The sequence below is a fragment of the Agarivorans sp. JK6 genome, assembly GCF_045277145.1.
In the GTDB taxonomy this organism is placed as follows: domain Bacteria; phylum Pseudomonadota; class Gammaproteobacteria; order Enterobacterales; family Celerinatantimonadaceae; genus Agarivorans; species Agarivorans albus.
This window is the reverse complement of record NZ_CP113525.1, coordinates 2,341,354-2,366,253: the sequence shown is the minus strand read 5'-3', so window position 1 is coordinate 2,366,253 and position 24,900 is coordinate 2,341,354. Positions and strand designations below refer to the sequence as shown.

21 protein-coding genes and 5 tRNA genes are annotated in these 24,900 nt (G+C 42.4%); 6 read left to right on the top strand and 20 right to left on the bottom strand.

Annotated features, from left to right (window positions below; all coding sequences use genetic code 11):
- The first annotated feature begins 18 nt into the window (after positions 1–18).
- Positions 19–195, top strand: a complete 177-nt coding sequence (rmf, locus tag OV592_RS11045; protein WP_084681792.1) for a ribosome modulation factor — start codon at positions 19–21, stop codon at positions 193–195.
- A gap of 51 nt (positions 196–246) precedes the next feature.
- Here rmf and fabA read toward each other — a convergent pair whose 3' ends face one another.
- The 4 genes from fabA to rnt all read right to left on the bottom strand — a co-directional run bounded on the left by fabA (position 247) and on the right by rnt (position 4,897).
- Positions 247–783, bottom strand: coding sequence for a bifunctional 3-hydroxydecanoyl-ACP dehydratase/trans-2-decenoyl-ACP isomerase (gene fabA, locus OV592_RS11040; protein ID WP_016401438.1), 537 nt, complete (start codon positions 781–783; stop codon positions 247–249).
- Between the two features lie 78 nt (positions 784–861).
- Entirely contained in the window at positions 862–2,853 is a 1,992-nt protein-coding gene (locus tag OV592_RS11035; RefSeq protein WP_406608617.1) for an AAA family ATPase, read from the bottom strand.
- Positions 2,854–2,905: 52 nt separating this feature from the next.
- The gene (locus OV592_RS11030; RefSeq protein WP_406608616.1) at positions 2,906–4,234 is read right to left on the bottom strand and encodes a Na+/H+ antiporter family protein; all 1,329 of its coding nucleotides are present in this window, start codon (positions 4,232–4,234) and stop codon (positions 2,906–2,908) included.
- Between the two features lie 3 nt (positions 4,235–4,237).
- A complete protein-coding gene (rnt, locus tag OV592_RS11025) occupies positions 4,238–4,897 on the bottom strand; it encodes a ribonuclease T (RefSeq protein WP_406608615.1) in 660 nt (219 codons plus the stop codon).
- Positions 4,898–5,017: 120 nt separating this feature from the next.
- Here rnt and OV592_RS11020 point away from each other — a divergent pair, with 120 nt between their 5' ends.
- Positions 5,018–5,887, top strand: a complete 870-nt coding sequence (locus OV592_RS11020; RefSeq protein ID WP_152784953.1) for an OmpA family protein — start codon at positions 5,018–5,020, stop codon at positions 5,885–5,887.
- Positions 5,888–5,930: 43 nt separating this feature from the next.
- On the opposite strand, the gene OV592_RS11015 is transcribed toward OV592_RS11020, so the two are convergent.
- The 8 genes from OV592_RS11015 to rsxA form a co-directional block, all read right to left on the bottom strand.
- Positions 5,931–6,860 carry a 2OG-Fe(II) oxygenase gene (locus tag OV592_RS11015; RefSeq protein WP_406608614.1) on the bottom strand — a complete coding sequence of 310 codons (930 nt, stop codon included), beginning with the start codon at positions 6,858–6,860 and terminating at the stop codon, positions 5,931–5,933.
- 213 nt (positions 6,861–7,073) lie between these two features.
- Positions 7,074–7,706, bottom strand: a complete 633-nt coding sequence (gene nth, locus OV592_RS11010; RefSeq protein WP_406608613.1) for an endonuclease III — start codon at positions 7,704–7,706, stop codon at positions 7,074–7,076.
- Positions 7,703–8,386: an electron transport complex subunit E gene (locus tag OV592_RS11005; protein ID WP_406608612.1), complete on the bottom strand. Its 684-nt coding sequence runs from the start codon at positions 8,384–8,386 to the stop codon at positions 7,703–7,705. The genes nth and OV592_RS11005 overlap by 4 nt, the downstream gene beginning before the upstream one ends.
- A gap of 12 nt (positions 8,387–8,398) precedes the next feature.
- Positions 8,399–9,031 carry an electron transport complex subunit RsxG gene (rsxG, locus tag OV592_RS11000; protein ID WP_406608611.1) on the bottom strand — a complete coding sequence of 211 codons (633 nt, stop codon included), beginning with the start codon at positions 9,029–9,031 and terminating at the stop codon, positions 8,399–8,401.
- Positions 9,021–10,091: an electron transport complex subunit RsxD gene (gene rsxD, locus OV592_RS10995; RefSeq protein ID WP_406608610.1), complete on the bottom strand. Its 1,071-nt coding sequence runs from the start codon at positions 10,089–10,091 to the stop codon at positions 9,021–9,023. Before rsxD ends, rsxG begins: the two co-directional genes overlap by 11 nt.
- Positions 10,084–12,519, bottom strand: coding sequence for an electron transport complex subunit RsxC (gene rsxC / locus OV592_RS10990; RefSeq protein WP_406611404.1), 2,436 nt, complete (start codon positions 12,517–12,519; stop codon positions 10,084–10,086). Before rsxC ends, rsxD begins: the two co-directional genes overlap by 8 nt.
- Positions 12,520–13,080, bottom strand: a complete 561-nt coding sequence (rsxB, locus tag OV592_RS10985; RefSeq protein WP_406611403.1) for an electron transport complex subunit RsxB — start codon at positions 13,078–13,080, stop codon at positions 12,520–12,522.
- Positions 13,081–13,089: 9 nt separating this feature from the next.
- A complete protein-coding gene (rsxA, locus tag OV592_RS10980) occupies positions 13,090–13,668 on the bottom strand; it encodes an electron transport complex subunit RsxA (RefSeq protein WP_016401451.1) in 579 nt (192 codons plus the stop codon).
- Positions 13,669–14,013: 345 nt separating this feature from the next.
- On the opposite strand from rsxA, the gene nrdD reads away from it, so the two are divergent.
- Both nrdD and nrdG read left to right on the top strand, forming a co-directional pair.
- The gene (gene nrdD / locus OV592_RS10975) at positions 14,014–16,134 is read left to right on the top strand and encodes an anaerobic ribonucleoside-triphosphate reductase (RefSeq protein WP_406611402.1); all 2,121 of its coding nucleotides are present in this window, start codon (positions 14,014–14,016) and stop codon (positions 16,132–16,134) included.
- Positions 16,135–16,605 carry an anaerobic ribonucleoside-triphosphate reductase-activating protein gene (gene nrdG, locus OV592_RS10970; RefSeq protein WP_406611401.1) on the top strand — a complete coding sequence of 157 codons (471 nt, stop codon included), beginning with the start codon at positions 16,135–16,137 and terminating at the stop codon, positions 16,603–16,605.
- Here the strand turns inward: nrdG and OV592_RS10965 are convergent, their stop codons facing one another.
- The 6 genes from OV592_RS10965 to OV592_RS10940 all read right to left on the bottom strand — a co-directional run bounded on the left by OV592_RS10965 (position 16,606) and on the right by OV592_RS10940 (position 19,089).
- A complete protein-coding gene (locus OV592_RS10965; RefSeq protein WP_406611400.1) occupies positions 16,606–18,450 on the bottom strand; it encodes an EAL domain-containing protein in 1,845 nt (614 codons plus the stop codon).
- 141 nt (positions 18,451–18,591) lie between these two features.
- A tRNA-Asn gene (locus tag OV592_RS10960) sits at positions 18,592–18,667 on the bottom strand.
- 27 nt (positions 18,668–18,694) lie between these two features.
- Positions 18,695–18,770 (bottom strand) — tRNA-Asn (locus OV592_RS10955).
- A gap of 27 nt (positions 18,771–18,797) precedes the next feature.
- Positions 18,798–18,873 (bottom strand) — tRNA-Asn (locus OV592_RS10950).
- Between the two features lie 34 nt (positions 18,874–18,907).
- Positions 18,908–18,983, bottom strand: a tRNA-Asn gene (locus tag OV592_RS10945).
- Positions 18,984–19,013: 30 nt separating this feature from the next.
- Positions 19,014–19,089 (bottom strand) — tRNA-Asn (locus OV592_RS10940).
- Between the two features lie 636 nt (positions 19,090–19,725).
- On the opposite strand from OV592_RS10940, the gene uvrB reads away from it, so the two are divergent.
- Complete coding sequence (gene uvrB / locus OV592_RS10935) at positions 19,726–21,735, top strand: excinuclease ABC subunit UvrB (RefSeq protein ID WP_406611399.1); 2,010 nt, start codon at positions 19,726–19,728, stop codon at positions 21,733–21,735.
- Positions 21,736–21,794: 59 nt separating this feature from the next.
- On the opposite strand, the gene tpiA is transcribed toward uvrB, so the two are convergent.
- Together tpiA and OV592_RS10925 are read right to left on the bottom strand one after the other, a co-directional pair.
- The gene (gene tpiA, locus OV592_RS10930) at positions 21,795–22,547 is read right to left on the bottom strand and encodes a triose-phosphate isomerase (protein ID WP_016401456.1); all 753 of its coding nucleotides are present in this window, start codon (positions 22,545–22,547) and stop codon (positions 21,795–21,797) included.
- 115 nt (positions 22,548–22,662) lie between these two features.
- Positions 22,663–23,439, bottom strand: coding sequence for an ElyC/SanA/YdcF family protein (locus OV592_RS10925; RefSeq protein WP_338626403.1), 777 nt, complete (start codon positions 23,437–23,439; stop codon positions 22,663–22,665).
- 215 nt (positions 23,440–23,654) lie between these two features.
- Between OV592_RS10925 and OV592_RS10920 the strand changes: the two genes are divergently transcribed.
- Positions 23,655–24,845, top strand: coding sequence for an amino acid aminotransferase (locus tag OV592_RS10920; RefSeq protein ID WP_152784931.1), 1,191 nt, complete (start codon positions 23,655–23,657; stop codon positions 24,843–24,845).
- Positions 24,846–24,900: the final 55 nt, after the last annotated feature.

The window sequence follows — 24,900 nt, the reverse complement described above, 5'->3', positions numbered from 1 at the left end:
TTGATGAGGAAGAAGTCTATGAAAAGACAAAAACGCGATCGTTTAGAAAGAGCGCATGCCAAAGGTTATCAAGCAGGGTTATCAGGAAGGTCTAAAGAGACCTGTCCGTATGGTGGAGCAGACGCAAGAGGTCATTGGTACGGTGGGTGGCGTGAGGCTGTTGAAGAACGCGTTTCAGGATTAGACAATAACTAAATAAAAAAAGCCCTATAAATAGGGCTTTTTACTATCAGCATATTAGGAATACTAAAAAGTTGAAGTGTCGGTAAACAAACCTACTTTCAAATCATTTGCTGAGTAAATCTGACGACCATCTACCTCTACAATGCCGTCTGCAATACCCATAACCAATTTACGCATAATTACACGCTTCATCTGAATGCGGTAGGTGACTTTCTTAGCTGTAGGTAATACTTGGCCAGTGAACTTCACTTCGCCAACACCCAAAGCTCGCCCTTTACCCGGACCGCCACTCCAACCTAAGAAAAATCCAACAAGCTGCCACATTGCGTCTAAGCCTAAGCAACCAGGCATTACCGGGTCGCCAGGGAAGTGACAGTCAAAAAACCATAAATCAGGGTTAATATCTAACTCAGCAACGATTTCGCCGTTGCCAAACTCACCACCTTCGTGGGTGATTTTTAGAATGCGGTCCATCATTAGCATGTTTGGTGCGGGTAACTTACTATTTCCTTCACCGAATAAAAGGCCTTGGCTGCAATCAAGCAATTCTTGGCGTTCATAGCTAGTTTTACCTAGTTCTTTTTGCGAAACCTGAGTCATGAATTTTACCTTTAAAAAATTTGCCGATACTTTAGCTAACACGTGTAAGCTAAACAAGTCCGATGTCCGATAATTTCGCTAAAACTTGAATAAGTCTGATACTTTCTTCAAAAGCCAGCGAATTAAACCAGGTTCATCGTTTGGTAGATTGATTAATTTGTTAATTTTTCCGTAAACACTTTCTTCATCGAGTAGGTCGCCAGCAGGCAGATTGAACAAATAGGGCACCGCTTGGCTAATGGTAGAAACAGCAAAAATGCTTAGTTGTTTTTGCTCAACCGCGTTTAAAACCTCTTGCGAAAGGTTCAGTTGATTAAGGTTGGCTTCCGGTATTACTACCCGGATAGGCTGATTGGTATATACAAGTTGCGCAACCCTTAAATAACCTTCGATCTTTTCGTTTATGCCGCCTACAGCTAATACATTACCCTTTTGATCTAAGGCGCCGGTTACTGCGGTATTTTGCTGAATTGGAAGCTTTGAGATAGCGCTTAGTAAAGCCAAAGCTGATGCGAGAGAAGCGCTGTCACCATCTATTTCATGATAAGACTGTTCAAATACTACGTTGCCGGAATAAGGGAAATGATGCTCAGAGGCAAACAATTGATTTAGAAAACCATGAATGATCATCATTGATTTAGCGTGAACATTCCCTGCTAGTTCTGCTTTTCTTTCTATATCGTTAAAGTCGCCGTCACCTTGAAACACATTTGCAGTTATTCTGATGGGCTCACCAAATGATAAACCTAAGCCAGCGAAGTCGATAACCGATAAACCATTTATTTGGCCAACTTGCTCACCACTTAAACAAATGGTTGTTTGTCTTTCTCTATAGGAGAGATCACTAAACTTTTGTTGGTTGTTAACGTTATCGTTTAAGTGTTTTAGTGCTTGTATAAAGCCTTGACTGTTCGCTGCAAACTGATTGAGCTCTAGTGACTGAAGTAGGGCAATTAGTTCTTGTACATCTAGACTTAAATATAGTTGATGTTCACAAAGCTTAGCCGCGTAGTTCAATACACATTCATAGAGCTCCGTTGTTAAGCTGGATAAGCCGCGTTGATCTAACTCACCATTTAGGTGACTTAAATACAAATTGATGTTGCTTGAGCTTGCTTCTACTTCTAGTGGCAGCTCTGTTTCTAAAAGCCCTAGGTTATTAATACTTGGGTCGAGCTCATATAAATCGGCAATGGCATTGGCATTACCAATAAGCACTAACTTGGTAGTTACCGACAAATGTTGAGGTTGGCTAGTTAGCTTTTCGCCTTGCAATTTATCCCATGAAAAAGTCGATGTAGTTAAACTAGCTTTTAGTTCAAACCAAAGCTTTGCTTCTGCAAGAACATCTTCGGCATTTAACACCAATATCCCAGAAGCTGAATGATGAATAGCCCCTAAATTTACTTCCACCAACTCAGCGCTATTAGCTGTAGGTTGGGCAAGATATTGGCCAAAAATAGCTGCTCTAGTGAATTCATGACAATAATTTAGTGTTGGCTTGCTAAGCCAAGTTTTATAGAACTTTTGAATCGAGGTGAAAGAAGGTAACTCAACAAGGTATTCAAATAGCTGTTTGATGAGATTCAATAATTGCTCAGGAACCTGTGCTTGGTTAAGTCTTTTTAGAATTTTGCTAAGGGAGTCAGATTGAGACTCTTCCATAAACGCTAATTCTTCACCTATCTCTTTTGCTAAAATTTCTGAACCAAAATCTTTGTTTAGCAAATCTTCCATCTGCAACATAGCTTGCTCAAAAGCTTGTTGGGCTTTTTGTGAAAGCTCAACACAATAAGGGCGCTGTGGCTGGGTAGGGTTGAATATTAAGGCGTAAGCTTGTTGCTCAATATTAAGGTCTTTGGCAAAGTCTGCGAGTACTGAATGCAAATTGAAAAAACTAGGGGCCTGAAAAATCATAACTTGTTGATGATTATCGGCTTGAGTAAAGTGGTCAAAACTAGATTTTGCTATAGGTAATAAACTCGACCACTGAATGTCGTTAGTTGGGTTTATGTTCTCTAGCGAAAAGTTAGGTTTTAGCTTTTCAATGCTTAGGGCTGATTCAGTCAATTCGTATTCCGGTGTTAAACGTGCAATGTGTAATTAAAACAGTTTGTTAGCTCTATAGAACAATAGCTGCTATCCAACCAAAAACCAACAGTGGTAGGTTGAAGTGCAAAAATGTGGGTACAACGGTGTCCCATATGTGGTCATGCTGGCCATCGCTATTTAAGCCTGCAGTCGGGCCTAGTGTAGAGTCTGAAGCTGGCGAGCCTGCATCTCCAAGTGCTGCTGATGTTCCTACCAAGGCAACCGTTGCTAACTCAGAGAAACCTAGCGAGAGAGCTAGTGGAACGTATATAGCGGCAATAATGGGAATGGTTGAAAATGATGAACCTATTCCCATAGTAATTAGTAATCCCATTAGCAACAACATTGCAGCAGCAAAGGCCTTGTTATCACCAAGTATACTTTGAGCACTATTTACTAGTTCTGGTACGCCACCAGTAGCTTTCATTACGCCAGCAAAACCATTTGCTGCAATCATAATGAATCCAATTAAGGCCATTAATTGAACGCCTTCAACAAACAAATCTTGGCTACTCTGGGGCTTTAAGCCTGACGCGGTAGTGAGCAGCAGGAAGCCGGCTAAAGCGCCCATAATGATCGACTCAGTATAAACGTTTACCACTAAGGCAACGATTATAATGATGATATTCAAACCGGTTTTTAAGGGGCTAGTCTGTATTTGGCTCGTTCGTTTTTCACTAGTATTGATCGTTGTTTGGTAAGTTCTTGGCTGCCGATAAGAAAAAAATATGGCTGTAAGTAGACCTAACACCATTCCTAGGGCTGGTATTGTCATAGCAATGGGTAACTGGCCTTTATCAATCGTTAAGCCTGCAGACAAAATATTGCCATGTAACAGTTGGTTTAAAAATATGCTGCCAAAGCCATAGGGTAGCCACATATAAGTGGTGACTAAACCAAAAGTGATACAGCAGGCAATGATTCTCCTATCCATATTTAGTTGATTGAACACAGCGATTAAGGGCGGGATTAATATTGGAATAAAGGCGATATGTACTGGAACCAAGTTTTGCGAGCTTACTGCCATTAATATGATGGCGCCAAGCATCATCCACTTCACCAAAGAAAGGTGCTGATCTTTATGCAAATTTACTAAACGTACAATCTTGTTAGCAATCATATCGGTTAAGCCGCTTCTGGCAATAGCGACAGCAAACGCACCAAGCAGAGCATAACTTAAAGCGATTTTAGCGCCATCTCCTAAACCGGCTTCAAAAGCGGCTATGGTTTCCGTCAAGCTTAAATCGGATAAAAGCCCGCCAATAATTCCACTTATCGATAAAGCTAATACTACATTTACACGCAGTAAACTTAGTACCAACATTAAGCAAACCGACAATACAACAGGATTAGTAATCATCGATTATTGATTCTCATCTTGATCTGGTTTTGGTAGCGGCCAACCGCCTAGGTTCTTCCACTTGTTAACAATCAGGCAAAACAGCTCTGCTGTTTTTTGTGCGTCGTATAGTGCTGAGTGTGCTTCTTCGTTGCTGAACTCTAAGCCCGCTTCTTTACATGCCTTGGCTAAAACAGTTTGGCCTAAGGCTAGGGCACTAATACTGGTAGTATCAAAGCTCACAAAAGGGTGGAAAGGGTTACGCTTAATATTACAACGCTCTACTGCAGCGTTAAAAAAGCCCATATCAAAGGCAGCATTGTGAGCCACCATTACAGCTCGGTTACAACCATGGGCTTTTAATGCTTTACGTATTGGCTTAAACATCTCTTTCAGCGCAAAGCCTTCGCTTACCGCGCCACGCAAAGGGTTATTAGGATCTATTCCGGTAAACTCTAAAGCGGCTTGTTCTAAGTTAGCGCCTTCAAAAGGCTCAACGTTAAACTGTAAGCTTTCTAGAACATAAAGTTCGCCTTGTTCGTTAAAGCTAAGCAAGCAAGCTGCAATTTCTAGTAACGCATCTGTTTTAGCGTTAAAGCCAGCTGTTTCTATGTCGATAACTACTGGGTAGTAGCCGCGAAATCGACTAGACATTAATTCGGTCGTGAGTTCAGTAATGGTCATAATGTGGGTAACTAATATTAGAAGCGCGCATTATTACAAAAGCCGCAAAGAATCGCTAATTTGCTTTAAAGATTATCGCTTAGATGCCGATAATTTATGGAGAAGAGAGGATTTCTGCTAATGAAACATTACTTATTGCTGCCTTTGGCATTAAGCGCAATGTCTGCTCAAGCAAACGTGCGCAATTATTCAGCATCGCTAGACGACTCAACTTGGGTTGTGTCAAATAAAACGCCTATTGAATGTAGAATGGATCATTTCATTCCGTCTTTTGGTGTGGCGAGTTTCATTAGTCGCTCATCAAAAGACGTAAATCTAGATTTCTATTTGGATATGTATAGGATTTCCGCAGAAACTCACCAAGTCTCATTACGAAGTGTTCCACCGAAATGGAAGCCAGGTGCAAGCTCTAAGCGTATTAGCGAATTATCCTTTTATCAGCAATTTGATGGTTACGTAAATGCCCAGCCAGCGTGGCAAATGCTGAGTGAGTTGGAAGACGGTAACGTACCTACTTTTTACTTTAATGACTGGTACGCCAGCAATAATACAACAGCTGTGGGCATCTCTTCGATCAACTTTAAAACCCAATACAACGACTTTTTAAAATGTGTAGGGCGCTTACTTCCGTACTCGTTTGACGATATTGCTTTTACGGTTTTAACCTATCAATCGAATAGCAATGAATTAACCCCGCGTTCAAAGAAACGTTTGCAACTTATTGGTGATTACGTAAAACATGACCCAGAGATAGATGTAGTGTTGGTTGATGCCTACACCGACAGTTACGGGGGTAAGTGGATTAACCAAGAACTTTCGGAAAAGCGCGCTAACATGGTTAAAGATTACTTTAAGTCTGGCGGGCTAGATGAAAGTGTCATTGAGGTGGCCGGACATGGTGAGCGCAGGCACGTTGCCCGTAACGACAACACCATGGGCAGAGAACGAAACCGAAGAGTGGTTATCTCGTTAGGCAAAGATTTGCTATAAAAAACAAAGGTAGAGCAACTTGCTCTACCTTTCTCGTTCTTCTTTAGAACGGCGCACTTCTGTCACGCACCCCAGAAGGTATACTCCAACGCTCCCTAGCAGAAACTGGATTTTGTTGCTTGCTGGCATACGGCGTTTGCATTTGGTCGCCATATAACCAAAGCACCGTGTTAGAACGTTCACCGCTTCGTATTGCTTGTGAAGCATGAGGTACATTGCCACGATGAATCATCGCTGTACCCGGTTCGAAAGAAAGTCTTTTAATACTTCCGGTAATAGGATCATAAAAATCAACTTCTGAGCCCGTAAATTTTTCATCGGACAAGTTCATATTAATATTCATTGTTACCGATGAAGCGTCGGTATGAAGCCTTAATGAAGTGTCCATTCCTGCTTGCCACTGAATAGAAAAACCAAATGTTTGGCTGTCATATCCGTATACTTCAGGGAACAACAGGCGAGCGATTGGACGCATATACTTATCGAGTAGTTTGCGGTAAAACGCCTGAAAACTAGGGGCAGCAAGGTAGCCTTCAGAGCGTTCGTCAAGCATAGCCCCATGTCTATTTAACACGATTCCATAAGGTGGCTTTAAAGGAATGCCTGCTGTAGCTACGCTATCTAGGTAGTGGCGTAATTCAATAAGTTTTTCTGGTTTAAAAAACTGTGCAGTGTATACACCTGGGGCAGCTTCTTGCCACAGATCTTTAACTTGGTTTTCCGTTGACGGGTCATCCCAAGCAGAGTTTACTGCGCTTTGTAGTTTTTCATCTATTAGAGTTTCACTAGACTCAAGTATCGAGCCATTTCTTGAGGTTTCCCACTCTTTCCAAGCACTAACTAGTAGTTGTTGGTTATTATTCCAGAAAGCGTTAACAGAAGGAGAACGTGCAAGCATTTCTTGTCTAGAGGGTAGGGTTAACGCTCGGGCTTGTTCTAATTGACTGCTTACGTTTACAGCTGCATTTTTCATCTATGCTCTCCTGATTTTGCAACCGGGAGTTCCCGAATTGCTTGAGAGCAAATTTAGTATGTTTCGTTATTTTGATAAATGGGCATTCAATTGAATCAGTATTTATAATTTATTAAGAATCGCAGCAAGCTTTGGCGTAACCGGCCAATAGTCTCGCTGAACTAACTTTATCTAAGGTACTGATATATCGCTGAAATACGCTGGGTGATTCACTTAATCGATTTTATCTTTAAACTCACATAAGTCTTCAATAATGCACGAGCCGCAACGTGGCTTTCGTGCTACACAAGTATAGCGGCCATGCAGAATAAGCCAGTGGTGCACATCTACTTTAAATTCCTTTGGCACTACCTTTAGTAATTTGTCTTCGACCAAATCAACATTTTTCCCCATGGCGAATTTGGTGCGGTTAGAAACCCGAAATATATGTGTATCTACTGCGATAGTTGGCCAGCCAAAGGCAGTATTTAGCACTACATTGGCGGTTTTTCTGCCCACGCCTGGCAATGCTTCTAAGGCTTCTCGGCTTTCTGGAACTTCTCCACCGTGTTGTTCAATTAGGATCTTGCAGGTTTTTATTAAGTTCTCTGCTTTAGAGTTAAACAAGCCAATCGTTTTTATATAAGTTTTAAGCTCGTCTACCCCTAAGTCAAAAATAGCTTGGGGGGTATTAGCAACTGGGTAAAGCTTGTCGGTAGCTTTGTTCACCGATACGTCGGTGGCCTGAGCAGATAACAATACAGCAGCAAGTAGCTCGAAAGGGCTAGAAAAGTTTAGCTCTGTAGTTGGATGTGGGTTGTTATCTCTAAGTCGAGTTAGGATTTCTAATCTTTTCTGTTTATTCATGCGCTTTGAGTATTGTTTGAAAGGGTTTCTGACGCAGCTTGTTTGGTTTTAGCGCGGTTATCTATGACATTTTTTAGAGCGATGATAAAGCCCATCACCAAAAATGCACCAGGAGGAAGTATCGCAACCAAAAAGTGTTCGTTAAAATCAACGATTTGAACATATAAAAAAGACGACCATTCGCCTAACAGCAGTTCAATTCCGTAAAACAAGCTGCCATTTCCTAAAAGCTCTCTAATTGCTCCTACTGCAACAAGTACCAAACCAAAACCAATTCCCATCATTAATCCGTCGAACGCAGCTGGCTTAACACTGTTACGTGCAGCAAATGCCTCGGCTCTACCGATGATGATGCAGTTGGTCACTATGAGCGGAATGAATATTCCTAAGTTTTGGTACAAGCCGTAGGTATAGGCATTCATTAACAGTTGTATGCAGGTCACAAAGGACGCAATAACCATTACAAATACTGGGATGCGGATCTCTTTAGCCACCCATTTACGTATCAGTGATACCGTTGTGTTTGAGGCTATCAGTACCAGCATGGTGGCAACCCCCAGACCAAGTGCATTGGTTACCGTCGAGGTAACTGCGAGAAGAGGGCACAAGCCGAGCAATTGAACTAAACCAGGATTGTTTTTCCAAAGGCCTTGCCAAGCTAATTGTTTATATTCGCTCATCAAATAACTCCTTTAACAATCTGTCGCATTGTCATTAATGCTTTGCTGATTTGTGGAGTGGTAAATCAACACGTTTTTCACTGCTTTAATGACAGCACGCGGCGTAATAGTAGCGCCAGTAAAGGCGTCAAACTGGCCACCGTCTTTTTTTACAGCCCAACGAGGATCTTTGTCGTCCATTAAACGTTGTCCATTAAATTGGTAAATCCAATCTGATTTTCTGGTTTCAACTTTATCGCCTAAGCCTGGTGTTTCGTTGTGCTGTACAACACGCACACCGCTAATAGTTGAGTCTGCATTTATACCTACTAGCAGGCGAATTTCTCCGCTGTAACCATCTGGTGCAATTGTTTGATAAACGAAAGCTGCTGTTTCTTGATTTAATTCAATAAGCCGGATGGTTTGGTCTTTATCGTTACCTAAAAACTGTGGCTCGTTAACTACTATGCATCGTTGCTGGTAAGTACTATTAGCTAACTCTTCTGATAAGACTTCATTGGTTGACCTAATCAGTTGCGCTTTAACCTGTTGTTCAATTCTTGGCTCTGTAAAGTAATTAACTACGACCACTAACAAGGTGCATGCAAAGGCGAATAGGGCCAACATCCCCGCATTTTTAGTCATTGATTGGCGCTTAGTTGTCATTACTATTTCCCTCGCCGTAACCATATACTCTGGGTTTGGTGAAGTGATCTATCATCGGCACTGCCATATTAGCGAGTAATACAGCAAAGGCGATTGCGTCTGGATAGCCGCCATAATTTCGAATAACAAATACCAATAACGCAACCAAGCTTGCGTAAATAATCCTACCTAGGTTGCTCGTTGCTGCGCTTACCGGGTCGGTCAATATGAAAAATGCCCCAATCATGGTTGCGCCGGAAAACAGCTGTAGCAGCACTGGAATTGAATGGTCAGGGTTGATGGCTGCAGAAAGTAGGCTCAACACAAATAGGGTGGTTAAAAAAGCCAAAGGAATATGCCAGCGAATCACCTTTAAGTAGATAAGCGCAAGACCTCCTACTAAGTAGGCTAAATTAATCCATTGCCAGCCAATTCCTGCAAAACTACTGTAAATCTCATGGCTTGATATTTCATTGGATGTGAAACCTAAAGTAAGTTGTGTTTTCATCTCATCAAGCGGTGTGGCGATGGTATGGCCATCGATGCTGGCAATTTGTTTAATGCTGAAGCCGTCTACGGTAAAACCACTAAAAATAAGCGATAAACCATCGATGCTAGTTAAGCTTTCAACTAACAGACTTTGTGGAGGCATCCAGCTAGTCATCGTTACTGGAAAAGACACTAATAAAAGTACGTAAGCAGCCATAGCAGGATTAAAAATATTATGTCCAAGACCGCCATACAAATGCTTAACTACAACAATGGCAAAGAAACTGCCAATAAGCGCAATCCACCAGGGAGCATAGGCTGGAAGTGCCAAACCAATCAAAATGCCAGTAACTAGCGCGCTGTTATCACTTAAGGTTGGCCAAACAGGTCGCTTACGTAATATAAGCACTAAGGTTTCACTTAGCACCGCAACCATAGATGCCAGCAATACTTGGGTTATGGTGCCTATTCCAAAATGAAAGCTTTGAACTAATAAACCTGGCAAAAGACAAAGAATCACCCAAAACATCAAAGTTTTAGTTTTTAAGGGCTTTCTAACGAAAGGTGAGCTTTTTATGTTAGTGCTATTCATTGGTATCTTTCTCTTCGCGCTGTTGTTCTGCTAGTTTTTTAGCTTTAGCGCGAGCAACTGCTGCGGCGACCGCAGGGTTAACTTTTTTGGCTGGCTTTTCTGGGCTTGCGGGCGCTTCAGCTGCGGCCTCCGCTTTCTTATTGGCCTTAGCTTTTGCAACCGCTGCTGCGATGGCCTTAGCCTTAGCGTTGTTGTTATTAGTAGTACTATCTTGAGTATTTTGTTGAACCGATTGCTCACTAGCAAGGGTGACCTCTAAAGCTTCATCATCCTGATCGTTTGCCTTGCTAGCATCAACAGACTCGTCGGTATGTTCAGTTGCAGCTAGCGCGGCTTTTTTTGCTTTAGCTCTGGCTATTGCTGCGGCAACAGCAGGGTTTGCTGAAGATCTAGCCGCAGGCTTATTTAGATTGTCGTCGGCTTGATCCGCACTTACCTCTTTGTTAGCCAGTTTTTTAGCTTTAGCCCTTGCTACAGCGGCGGCTACGGCCGGATTAGTGGCGGTTGTTGATTCCGATTGTTGTTGAGCTTGTGCTTTTTTCGCTTTAGCTCTAGCTACGGCAGCAGCCACAGCTGGATTACTCGATTTAATTGTGTTGTCTTCAACTGTAGTTTCGTTATCGTTATCTTGATTTTGTTGTTTTTTGGCTTTAGCCCGTGCAATAGCCGCTGCTACTGCTGGGTTTGCGCTAGGCTTAGACTCGCTTATCGACTCACTGCTATCAGTCTGCTTTTTAGCTTTAGCCCGCGCGATGGCCGCAGCGACTGCCGGGTTAGCGCTGGTTTTACCCTCGTTGGCTTCTTTTTGAGCTCTTCGCTCAGCTTTACGAGCTTCTCTAGCGGCGATTGCCGCTTGGTTATCAGGTACCCATTCACCAGTTTCATCTTGTTTTGCTGCTGGACTGGCTGCTTGCTTGTTTTTGACTCTTGCTAAGGCCGCTGCGACAGGATCAGGTTTATTTTGTTTAGCGCTGTCTTCTGCTTGCGCTTGTCTGCGTAAAGCGGCTTGTTGGTGTTTCGCTTTACGTTCTAATTTGTCTTTTTCTAAACGAGCTTGGCGTGCATCGAAGCGTTGTTTGGCTATATCGGCTTCTTTTTGTGCAATGTCTTCGCTACGTATTTTGGCTTTTGCAGTTCGGTAGTGTTGTACCAAAGAGATTTCGCTTGGGCAAACAAAGGCGCAGGCTCCGCATTCGATGCAGTCCATTATATTAAAATCGCGCGCTTTGTTTAGTTCGTCCCCTTTGGCGTACCAATACAACTGCTGAGGTAATAAGCCCATTGGGCAGGCTTGAGCACATTCACCGCAACGTATACACGGTGATTCATTTTCAGCAGCCATCGGATTATTAACAATCAGGCAGTTAGTTGTTTTTACCACCGGTGCTTGGTTGTTGGGGAGCATGAAGCCCATCATCGAACCGCCCATAATGGTTGGCGCGTTAGGCTCACCCTGTAGCTTTTTGTTGATCACATCGCTTACTGCTGTGCCAATCGGTACCCAGTAATTACTAGGACTAGTGACTAAATCACCGGCAAGGGTGACAACTCTAGAAATTAGCGGTTCGCCTAGCGTTACAGCTTGATAGACGGCGTAAGCAGTGCCTACATTTTGCACCAGCATACCTAGGTCAATAGGTAGCTGGTTAGCTTTAACTTCTTTTCCAGTAAGCACTTGGATAAGCTGCTTTTCACCACCAGAGGGATATTTGGTTGGGATGCTTCGAATGATGATATCTTGATTGCCAACCGCTTCTAACGCTTTAATGGCTTTGGGTTTGTCATCTTCGACGGCAACTATGGTAAGCGCTGGTTTGAGTACTTTTTGCAGTAAGGCCACACCACCGATAATCTCAGCGGCATAGTTCTGCATTAAACAATCGTCGGCCGAAATATAGGGCTCGCATTCTGCGCCATTTATAATCAGTACGTCTAAAGGTTTATGCGGAGTAATCTTTAAAGCAGTAGGGAAGCCAGCGCCCCCCATACCGGAAATACCCGATAAATGAACGCGTTGGCAAATCGCTTCTGGAGTTAATTCTTCATCAGTCAGAGGGCTTGGCCATTGCGCATCTTGTTGCACTTTGTCTACGCGAATAACGACACTTAATTCAGGAATGGCTGAAGCATGCGCAGAAACTCTTGGTTCAATCGCGATGATTTCACCGGAAAGGGACGCATGAACTGGTGGCGCTTGAAAGAACTGAGATTCGGTTAAGGCTTGTCCGCGTAATACTTTATCACCAACTTTTACGAGTAGTTTGCCTGCGCTGCCAATATGTTGTTGGACAGGTATGCTTAACTCGTTAGGCAGGTTAATAAGTTCAGGCTTACCACAGTTGATATCCTGCTTATTGGTTTCTGGGTGGACACCACCTTGGTAGTTCCAAGTAAAACCTTGTTTAATTTTGTCTAACCACGCCACCATCTATTTTTGTTCCTCGATGATTGCGACATCTATTTGGTTCAATTTCCAATCCCAGTTTTTGGTTGTTGTTGGTATTGGGCGCATTTCAATACAATCGGTTGGGCAGGGGGCCACACATAGCTCGCACCCAGTACATTCTTTAGTAATAACAGTATGCATATGTTTATTTGCGCCCATAATGGCATCTACAGGGCAAGCTTGAATGCATTTGGTACAACCGATGCATGCATCTTCTACGATGTAGGCCACTTTCTTTCGGTCATCTTCTTTTACGGCTGACTCATCCAGAGGGATCGCTTCAACCCCTAGCAATTCTGCTAGTTTTACTACAGTCTCTTCGCCACCTGGTGGGCATTTGTTTATTGCTTCGCCGTTGGCTATGGCTTCAGCGTAGGGCCGACAACCAGGATGACCACATTGTCCGCACTGTGTTTGAGGTAGCAGTGCTTCCACTTGATCGGCAATGGGGTTGCCTTCAACTTTATATTTGATGGCTGCATAACCCAGTATTCCACCAAATACTAAGGCGAGAAAGGTGATGGCAATAAGTGCTTCTAACATCTAAACATACTACTTAATTAATCCAGTAAAACCGACAAAGGCTAAAGACATAAGCCCTGCTGTGATCATGGCGATCGCCGCGCCTTTAAAAGGTAGCGGGATATCTGCTACCACAAGGCGTTCACGCATTGCTGAGAACAAAATTAACACTAGCGAGAAGCCAGCTGCTGCACCAAAGCCATAGATAATTGATTCAAATAGATCATGCTGCTCATTAATGTTTAGTAGCGCCACACCTAATACTGCACAGTTAGAGGTGATAAGAGGCAGGTAAATGCCTAATACGCGGTGTAGTGCAGGGCTGGCCTTTTGTACAAACATTTCAGTGAACTGAACCACAACGGCAATTACCAAAATAAAACTCATGGTGCGCAGATAAACAATATCTAGTGGCAACAATATGTATTGTTCTACTAAATAGGAGCTCATTGACGCAAGGGTAAGCACAAAAGTGGTTGCTAAGGCCATACCGATGGCGGTTTCTACTTTGCTGGACACACCCATAAATGGGCATAAACCCAAGAACTTAACCAGCACAAAATTGTTAACCAGTACGGTACTGATTAATAACAACAAATATTCAGTCATTTAAATAAGATGCAGCGGAACGAGCCGCTATTATCCTTGTTTGTGGTGCGTATAACAACCGTGACTTCAATGTGGAAAAGGCGCTAAAAATTTGCTGTGAGTTGTGAATCATTTTTGAGCGGTTAAATTTACTTTTTACCCTTCGGTTGATCTCGATCATTTGTATTTGCTTTATCCTTAAAATCTCTCGACTACTATATCTAGTGGGATCTAAAATCCTTAACCACAATATATGGATAACCATCACATTGGATGCTTTTTTGAGCGTTTCTTTGTTAGAAGCCTTTAGTGGCGCGGGTTCCACAGTTTTTTATTTAATGAGTGAGTGAAATTGGAGCGTAAATCGTGAAAACAGTCGTGATAAAACGAGACGGAAGCCGTGTACCTTACGACGCAAAGCGGATTGTTGATGCAGTGCTAAAAGCAGCTGAAGCTTTAGGTGTTAAGGACAACCTAGTTGCATTGCAAATTGCCCAACAAGTAACAGAACAGTTTTTGAACTTACCTGAAGTAGATATCAACGATATTCAATCATCTGTTGAAAACTACTTAATGGAAAGTGATAACAAGACTTTAGCACGTGCTTACATTGAATATCGTCACGACCGCGACGTTGCTCGTGAAAAGCGCAGCGTGTTAAATGCTGAGATCCGCGGTTTGGTTGAACAAAGCAATGCCGCGTTACTTAACGAAAATGCGAATAAAGACAGTAAGGTTATTCCTACTCAACGCGATTTGTTAGCGGGCATTGTTGCAAAACACTACGCTAAAACTCATTTACTTCCGCGAGATGTAGTAAAAGCTCACGAAACCGGCGAAATTCACTTTCACGATTTAGATTACGCACCATTTTTCCCAATGTTTAACTGCATGCTTATTGACTTAGAAGGTATGTTAACCGGCGGATTTAAAATGGGTAACGCTGAAATTGAAACCCCAAAATCAATTTCAACGGCAACCGCAGTAACCGCTCAAATCATCGCTCAGGTTGCCAGCCATATTTACGGTGGCACGACGATTAACCGCATCGACGAGATTCTTTCGCCTTACGTCACTAAAAGTCATGAAAAACACTTAGCTACTGCCAAAAAATGGCAAATAGCCGACGCCGAAGCTTACGCTAAAGCGCAAACCGAAAAGGAATGTCATGATGCATTCCAGTCTTTAGAGTATGAAGTAAATACCTTACACACTGCAAATGGGCAAACGCCATTTGTTACCTTTGGTTTTGGCTTAGGCTCTTGCTGGGCCTCGCGACTAATTCAGCGTTCAATCTTAGAAAACCGTATTGCCGGATTAGGTAAAAATGCCAAAACGGCGGTATTCCCTAAGCTGGTATTTGCCATTAAAGACGGCTTAAACCACAAGAAAGAAGATCCAAGTTACGATATTAAGCAGTTGGCTTTGGAATGTGCATCAAAACGCATGTACCCAGATATTTTAAACTACGACAAAGTTGTTGAAGTGACAGGCTCGTTTAAAACCCCTATGGGTTGTCGTAGTTTCTTAGGTCACTACCAAGAAGAAGGTAAAGACATTCACGATGGTCGTAATAACCTTGGTGTAGTGAGCTTAAATTTACCTCGCATTGCTATTGAAGCTAAGGATGATGAGCAACGTTTCTTCGAATTACTTGAACAACGTTTAAGTGTTGCGAAACATGGTTTAGATAGCCGCATCTCTCGCCTTAAAGGCGTTAAAGCTAAAGTCGCCCCAATCTTGTACATGGAAGGTGCTTGTGGCGTTCGGTTAAATGCCGAAGATGATGTATCTAAAATCTTCGAAAATGGTCGTGCGTCAATTTCATTGGGTTACATCGGTTTGCATGAGACTGTGAACGCGTTGTACGGAAACAGTGAACACGTTTACGACAATAAACAGTTACAACAAAAAGCTATTGGTATTGTTACTGCGTTAAAACAAGCTACTTTACGTTGGGAAAAAGAAAGTGGTTACGCCTTTAGTTTATACAGCACTCCAAGTGAAAACTTATGTGATCGCTTCTGCCGATTAGACGCCAAAAAGTTTGGTGTAATCGAGGGCGTAACAGATAAAGGGTATTACACCAATAGTTTCCACTTAGATGTAGAAAAGAAGGTAAACCCCTTCGACAAAATAGATTTTGAACAGCCATATCCTTCAGTAACTAGTGGTGGATTTATTTGTTACGGTGAATATCCAAACATGCAGCACAATACTGAAGCCTTAGAAGATGTTTGGGATTACAGCTATAGTCGCGTTCCGTATTACGGTACAAATACGCCTATTGACGAATGTTACGAATGTGACTTCACTGGCGAGTTTAACTGCACCAGTAAAGGTTTTGAGTGTCCTTCTTGTGGTAATACCGAGTCCAGTAAGGTGTCTGTTACTCGACGAGTATGTGGCTATTTGGGTAGCCCTGATGCACGACCATTTAACTATGGTAAGCAAGAAGAAGTTAAACGCCGAGTGAAACATCTGTAAATGAACTATTTGAATTACCATTCGGTCGATGTAGTTAACGGGCAAGGTACGCGCTGTACCTTGTTTGTTGCTGGTTGCGAGCATCAATGTCGAGGTTGTTATAACCAGAAATCCTGGCGCTGTGATTCTGGCCACACGTATACTGATGACTTAGAACAACAGATTATCAATGATTTGAACGATTCTAGGATTCGACGTAAAGGGCTTAGCTTGAGTGGTGGAGATCCACTACATCCAAATAATCTAGACGCAGTACAACGTCTAGTTGAGCGCGTAAGAAAAGAGTGCGCAGGCAAAGATATTTGGATGTGGACAGGCTATAAACTTCAAGAATTAAACCCGCAACAGCAGGCAATTGTTAAGCAAGTTGATACCTTAATTGACGGTAAATTTGAACAAGAGCTGGCCGATCCTAAGTTACAATGGCGAGGCAGTAGTAATCAAATTATTTACTGCCAACCTCTGCAGTAGTTAAGCAATAAGCTCAGGGCGAGATATTAAATAGCCCTGCAAGCTATCAACATACATAGATTCAAGTAACTGTTTTTGCTCTAAGGTTTCAACACCTTGAGCAATTACTTGGCAACCTAAACGATGCGATACCTCTACCAGCATACTCACGAATTGTTGATTGGCTTTGTCACTTTCTAGTGCTTGCACTAAATCGCTACTTATCTTCACATAGTTAGGCTTGAGCTCTTTAAACAATTTAAACGACCCAATACCGTTACCAAAATCTGAAATTGCAGTGTGGCAACTGTTTCGGCGAAGTACTTCAAACAACTTTCTGGCGTTGCTCAAGTGCATATCCAAAATTTCTTCTTCTAACTCAAAAACCACCCGAGATTTTAAATTAGGGTAGGTGAGTAGCTGTTGAGTTAGCCAAGAACAAAAATCTGGGTCGGTTAAGATAAGTTTACTTAGGTTTATCCCCCAGCGGTATTCAGCGTTTTGCCCTGAGATGGTATGCAAGATGTAACCAATAGTCGCTTTTTCTAGCTCTAATATCATGCCCAGGCGTTGTGCCATTACCATGGTTGTTTCTGTAGGAAGCTGTTGGTTATTGTCACTTAAAAAACGAATGAATACTTCATGGTACGCCGGCATGGTGCGATGTAACGACTGGATGGCTTGTGATGCTAGGCGGAAGTTATTTTTGTTAATAAGCGAGCTTATAGTTGAGTGCCATTGAAGCTCACTACTTTCTAATGTTTCGTCATCTTCGAGTACTATTTCCCAACCATTGGGAGATAGGCTTTGGGCAATAGCTAGGGCCGCATCAGCACGAGCAATCACTCGTTCAATAGAGTCACCACTTTTAAGTTCGGTTACGCCGGTATAGGCTGCGCTTTGCATTTGCTTACCGTTGCTGTACTCGTTTAGAGAGCTTTTTAGTCCCTGAGCGACTTGGCTAACTCGACTGGCCGGGAATTTAGGCAATACCAGGGCAAACTCGGCTCCCAAAAGTCTAAACAAGCTGCTTGATGAATAATCTTTGCGATTAACATCGATGATCTTTGCGATATCTCTAATGTAGTCATCGCCAGCTTGGTGGCCACGTGCTTTATTGATTTCTTCAAGTTGCGAAGCTCTAACCAAAAACAAAACCGTATCTTTAGGTGTTGTCTTTAACATTTCCTGCATTTTTTGGCGGAACGAGTGCCGATTAAACTGGCCAGTTAATGGGTCTAGGGCAACTTGCTTCTCTAGTTGTTGAATTGCATGTTTTTGTTGGCGGATTTGCTGAGTAAACTGCTGTTTCTGATCCTTAATTAACTCGCCAACTGCACCGAGTACCGGCTTTTCATCAACTAACCGATCCGCATTAACCAGCTTTTTGAGCTTACTTTTAACCCGAGACATAGCACGAATATAAAGAAGACTCGTTAACATGTAGCCCATTGCACAAAGCGCTGCGATGGTTAGGTAGAGGCGTAAGTATCCGTCACTAACAAATTCAAATGAGGGTTTAAAGTTTACTTGGAACTTATCTACTGCAATGGTTTGCATTGACGTTTTACTAGGTTCTGCTAAGTCAACTAACCAGTGCTGCGGCGAACCAACCAATGCCAAAGTATTATCAACAGCTAACTGTGTAGAGATAAAACTAAGTTGGTGTTGGTCGCGTAAAGTCGCTAGATACTCTTGATTTAACTGGTCAATTCTAGTCAATTGCAGAGAGAGCAGGGAGTTAATCTGCTGATTTTCACGGGCCAGATCAAGTTTAAACAACTGTACATGAACACCCACCAGCGCAATCCATAGCGCGATAAATAAAAAAGCATTTACAACAAAAAATGTTCTAAGGCCTTTCATATCCTACCTGTTTAATAAATCAGCGATCTCTAATAATGATACATGCAAACATTAGACTTATCTATCAGATGCTTAGGATTAAGTAATATATTTAGTGATTAACAAATATCGGAAAGGGTATAACAGGAAGTGATAAAAATGTGGCTCCCCAGGTTGGGCTTGAACCAACGACACATGGATTAACAGTCCACCGCTCTACCAACTGAGCTACTGGGGAATTATAAGGCTTACTAGATAAAAGGAGTGGCTCCCCAAGTTGGGCTTGAACCAACGACACATGGATTAACAGTCCACCGCTCTACCAACTGAGCTATTGGGGAATCGTAAGGTATATCTAGTTATATGATTGGCTCCCCAAGTTGGGCTTGAACCAACGACACATGGATTAACAGTCCACCGCTCTACCAACTGAGCTATTGGGGAATCATATAAGGTATTGACCTATTGTAATCAAGATTGGCTCCCCAAGTTGGGCTTGAACCAACGACACATGGATTAACAGTCCACCGCTCTACCAACTGAGCTATTGGGGAATCTTGATTTATCACTTAGCAAAGGAGATTTGGCTCCCCAAGTTGGGCTTGAACCAACGACACATGGATTAACAGTCCACCGCTCTACCAACTGAGCTATTGGGGAATCGCTTTGCTTAAGTGCGGGGCGCATAGTAATAATTGCCCCTATAAGTGTCAACTAATTCTACGTCAAAAATGACAATTTCTGTTTGTTTGCTCAACTTACATCCAGTTGTTGCAAACTACAGATCGAAACTTGTTCAGCTGGTATAAAAAATGCGCAGATAATTAATATTCATAAAAACACATTTCTTTATAGCTAAGCTGATTGCCTAATAATTATGCACAATATGTAAAAGCCTTTGGTGCTGGTAGTTAGCGAGACTTATCCACTGATTTTGTGGATAACTGTGTGCATTAAAAGTCGCTTATGGGCTACAGCCCACTAGATACCTAGCACGAGCCTAAATTTGATCTACATCTGTTTTTCATTTAATCACTATTATTCAAGGACTTATTTAATTATTGGTGTAAAAGCTCAATTTTTGACCTGTAAAAAAAGTTGTTGCTTTTACAAAAAAAGTGTTGTGCATTACTTTTCGTTACAATCTTCTTACTGTGCACAATTTAGGGTTATCTGCTACCGATTTTCTGTTTGCGATATTCTCTGCTAAACAACGCTAATTTTCTGTACAAGACTAATACGCCTTTTTGTTATCGCTAGGTTTTGCGTAGAATGGACCAATGATAAAACTTTCAGATGATTGGTAGTAGAGCAGTGAAAAAACCATTTGATCTAGTATCGGAATACAAACCGGCAGGGGATCAGCCAACGGCTATATCAAGTCTAATAGAAGGCTTAGAAGATGGGCTCGCTCATCAAACGCTACTAGGGGTTACCGGTTCAGGCAAAACATTTACAGTAGCGAATGTGATCGCAGAGCAAAATCGGCCAACTATAGTTTTAGCTCCAAACAAAACTTTAGCCGCCCAGCTTTATAGCGAAATGAAAGAGTTCTTCCCTAATAATGCGGTAGAGTTTTTTGTTTCTTACTATGACTATTATCAACCTGAAGCCTATGTGCCGACCACTGACACATTCATAGAGAAAGACGCATCTGTTAACTCTCACATCGAACAAATGCGGCTGTCTGCGACTAAGGCCTTATTAGAGCGACGAGACGTAGTATTGGTAGCTTCAGTGTCGGCCATTTACGGTTTAGGTGATCCTCAGTCCTATTTACAAATGATGTTGCACCTAAGTGTTGGCGATATGATTGACCAACGCGCCATTCTTCGCCGACTAGCAGAACTACAATATTCGCGTAATGATGCTGCCTTCCAGCGTTCTACCTTCAGAGTTCGTGGAGACGTGATTGACGTATTTCCAGCAGAGTCTGATAAGAATGCAGTAAGAATTGAGTTGTTTGATGGCGAAGTAGAACGGCTTAGCAGCTTTGATCCACTTACTGGAGCAGAAGAGGCGGTAATGGCAAGGGTGACTATTTTCCCTAAGACCCACTATGTAACGCCGCGAGAAACCATTCTCAATGCAATATCGTCTATTAAAGAAGAGTTAAACGAGCGTAAAAAGCAGCTGTTAGATGCTAATAAGCTAATTGAAGAGCAGCGGATTTCCCAGCGTACATTGTTTGATATCGAAATGATGAACGAACTAGGGTATTGCTCGGGTATCGAAAATTATTCTCGATACTTATCAACTCGCGCCCCAGGCGAGCCACCACCAACATTATTAGATTACTTACCTGCCGACGGTATCCTTATCATTGATGAGTCACACGTAACCGTGCCTCAAATTGGCGCAATGTATAAAGGTGACCGCTCGCGCAAAGAAAATTTGGTTAACTACGGATTCCGTTTACCTTCTGCCTTGGATAATCGACCTCTTAAGTTTGAAGAGTTTGAGCAAATCGCACCACAAACCATATTTGTATCCGCTACGCCAAGTAATTATGAGTTAGAAAAAACTAACCAAGAGTTTGTTGAACAAGTAGTTAGGCCCACAGGTTTATTAGACCCAGAAATAGAGGTTCGCCCAGTAAATACTCAAGTCGACGATTTGTTGTCAGAAATTCGCATACGTACGGCAATCGATGAACGGGTATTGGTGACCACGCTTACCAAAAGAATGGCCGAAGATCTAAGCGAATACCTCACTGAGCATCAAGTTAAAGTTCGTTATTTGCACTCGGATATTGATACCGTAGAAAGGGTAGAGATCATACGTGATTTGCGTATGGGAGTATTTGACGTGCTTGTGGGCATTAACTTGTTACGAGAAGGCCTCGATATGCCTGAAGTATCGCTTGTAGCCATACTCGATGCCGACAAAGAAGGCTTCCTTCGCTCAGAGCGCTCTTTAATTCAAACCATTGGCCGAGCGGCGCGCCATCCTCAAGGTAAAGCGATCCTTTATGGCGACAAGATCACCGGCTCTATGGAACGAGCAATTGGTGAAAATAATCGACGCAGAGAAATCCAGCATCAGTTCAACCTAGATAACGGTATAGTTCCGCAAAAACTTAACAAGAAAGTGGTTGATATTAGTAACTTTGGGAAGAGTAAAGTTCTTCAAGCGGCAGAGCCAAAAGCTAAGTACGCAGCACTTACGCCTGAAATTATGTTGAAGAATATTGCGCAACTAGAAAAGCAAATGATCAATCACGCAAAAGAGTTAGAATTTGAACAGGCTGCAGCGGTAAGAGATGAAATAAATGAACTGCAAGAGCAACTGGTAAAAATGAGTTAGCTGCAATAAGTCATAAAAAAAGCCGCTGTATATACAGCGGCTTTTTAATAGAACTAATCTTAGTTTGCTGCAGCGATAATTGCGCCAAACTCTTCAGCCATTAGAGAAGCACCGCCAACTAGCGCGCCATCAATGTCTGGTTGAGAGAAAAGCTCTTTAGCCGTAGCAGCTTTAACACTACCACCGTAAAGAATTTGAACTTTTTCTGCAACAGTTGCGCTTTGCGCTGCTAACCAGCTACGAATGTGAGCGTGAATAGCTTGAGCTTGCTCAGAAGTAGCAGATTTACCAGTACCGATAGCCCAAACAGGCTCGTATGCGATAACAGCATTTTCTAATGCTTCAACACCACAAAGGTCGATAACAGCTTTAAGTTGAGTTTCAACTACAGCTTCAGTTTTACCTGCTTCGTTTTCTTCAAGAGTTTCACCAATACATAGTACAGGTACTAGTTGGTTTTCTTGAATCGCTTTAAATTTAGCAGCAACTACAGCATCAGTTTCGTTGTGGTACTGACGACGCTCGCTGTGGCCCACTAGGTTGTAGGTACAACCAAATTCTTTCAACATTACTGGAGAGTTTTCACCAGTGAATGCACCAGAGGTGTTTACGCTTGCATCTTGTGCACCGTAAGCGATTGGAGCATCACCCACTAAGGCTTCAACTTGACCTAAAAATACTACTGGTGGGCAAATTGCTGTTTGAACGTTCGTAGCTGCTTTAGCTGGTTCGATTAAGCCATTTACTAATGCGGTAACAGAATCTTTAGTACCGTTTAGTTTCCAGTTACCCATTACAAGAGGTGTTCTCATTGTGCGTCTCTCCTTTAAATAAATTGGCTCGATTATAGTGAATAAATTACAAAAACGTAGTGTTTCCGCAAAATTATCTGCCTAAAACTGTAAATTGCTGATCTAAAACAAACGATTAAGAAAAATAAGTACGTATTTTTTGCCACCAAATCCCAAGTTTTTCGTGCCATACAGCGTCATACCTATGAATAAAGCGCGCATCGGGCAAAAACTCATAAAGCCGTTGTTCTCCCTGAACTTCTTTGCCAAGGTAATCAGTAGGTACAGGGCTTATATTGCTTGAATACTTGTTGAAATGCTGCAATGCACGTTTCATATGAGTAGCGCTAGTCACCAACGCGGTAGGGCGCTGTCCTATGTACGTAGCAATCACGGCTGCTTCTTGCTCGGTATCTTTAGCTTTAGGAATAGTAATAATGTTGGCAGGAGGAATGTTGGCTTGCCTTGCTACTTTTTCCATGAGCTCAGCATTGCTGTTTGGATCGCTGCCGCCATAGCCCGATACAATTAAACGGCTCTGGGGGTTAACTAAACTTAACTCAATCCCTTTAGTGATACGCGCAAACGATGAGCGACTAAGCTGCTCAGTAGGCGAGAGCATTGGATCACTGATATGACCACCACCTAATACCACGACAAAGTCGAAACTATCGACAAGCTGGCTTGGCGCTTTTAATTCTCGTTCATTTACTAATAACTGTTGATTTACCCACCAAGGGTTGCTGGTAACCAACAATATCGCCAAAGCAGGGACTAAAGTCGCTGCAGCGCGGTAGGGACGTTTTGTTATGCCAAAATAAAAAGAGAGCAACAAAAAGAACAACGAAATGTTAAGCGGCATCAGTAGCGAGCCTAACCATTTTTTTACGATAAAACCTAAACTTAAATCCATATAGTGGTTTCTCTCATAAGCCTTACAGGCATCTTAATTGATTGCACTCTTCGGTGGAATCACAGACCTTAAAAATTACCAAAAATAGCGGCTTAATCCAAATTAATGCGTTAAATCAAAATTTTCCCGAAATTTTTTTCTGTGACTAAAGACAGGTTTAGCGACTTAAGGTAATCTTCGCACCATACAGGTATGTAATTAGCAGTGAGGAAAATATGTTTGAGCGCGTATCCGCAGCCCCCGCAGATCCAATCTTAGGATTAACCGAAGCTTTTAAAGCTGACGCCCGTCCTAACAAAATCAATCTTGGTGTTGGCATTTACAAGAATGAAGCAGGTCAAACCCCGGTTTTAGCTACCGTTAAAATCGCCGAAAAACGTCTTTTAGAAAACGAAGCCACCAAATCTTACCTAAGTATTGAAGGTAACCCGGCTTACGGAAAAGAAGTTCAAAAGTTACTTTTTGGTGAAGACAGTGAAATCGTAGCTAGCCAACGCGGATTTACCGCTCAATCTCCTGGTGGAACTGGCGCTCTGCATAACGCGGCTGAATTTGCATACAACCATTTGGGTGTACGTACTGTTTGGGTAAGCAACCCAACGTGGGCTAACCACGGTAACATCTTTAAAGCGCTTGGCTTAGAAGTTAAAGCATACGACTACTACAATGCTGAAACTAAAGACCTCGACTTTGACGCAATGGTGACGTCTTTAGAGCAAGTTGCTGAAGGTGACTTGGTGCTATTTCACGGTTGTTGTCACAACCCAACGGGTATCGACCCCACTCAAGCACAATGGGAACAGCTAGCCAACTTAACTGCAGCTAAAAAAGCACTGCCTTTGTTCGATTTTGCTTACCAAGGTTTTGCGACCGGCGTTGAAGAAGATGCAGCGGGTTTACGTATCTTCGCTAAACAGATTAAAGAGCTACTTGTAGCCAGTTCTTTCTCTAAGAACTTTGGTTTATACAACGAACGTGTTGGTGCATTTACCTTAGTTGCGGCTGATAAAGAGCAAGGTGCAACAGCCTTTAGCCAAGTTAAAGCTGGAATTCGTGCAAACTACTCAAACCCACCGTCACATGGTGCTGCGGTAGTAACCACTATTTTGCAAGATGCTGAGTTAAAAGCGCAATGGGTAGCAGAAGTAGCTGAAATGCGTGACCGTATTAAAGAAATGCGCGATTTGTTCGTAGCAACTTTAGCCGCTAAAGGCGCAACTGGTGATTACAGCTTTATTCAACGCCAAAACGGTATGTTCTCATTCTCTGGTTTATCGAAAGAGCAAGTACAAACCTTAAAAGAAGAACATGGCGTATACATCGTTGGTTCTGGTCGCATTAGCGTAGCCGGTATGACTAAAGACAACATGGAAGCGCTTTGTGCTGCTATTGCCGCAGTAGTATAAGCACTGATTTAAACACAAAAAAAGGGTTAAACGTTTCTCGTTTAACCCTTTTTTA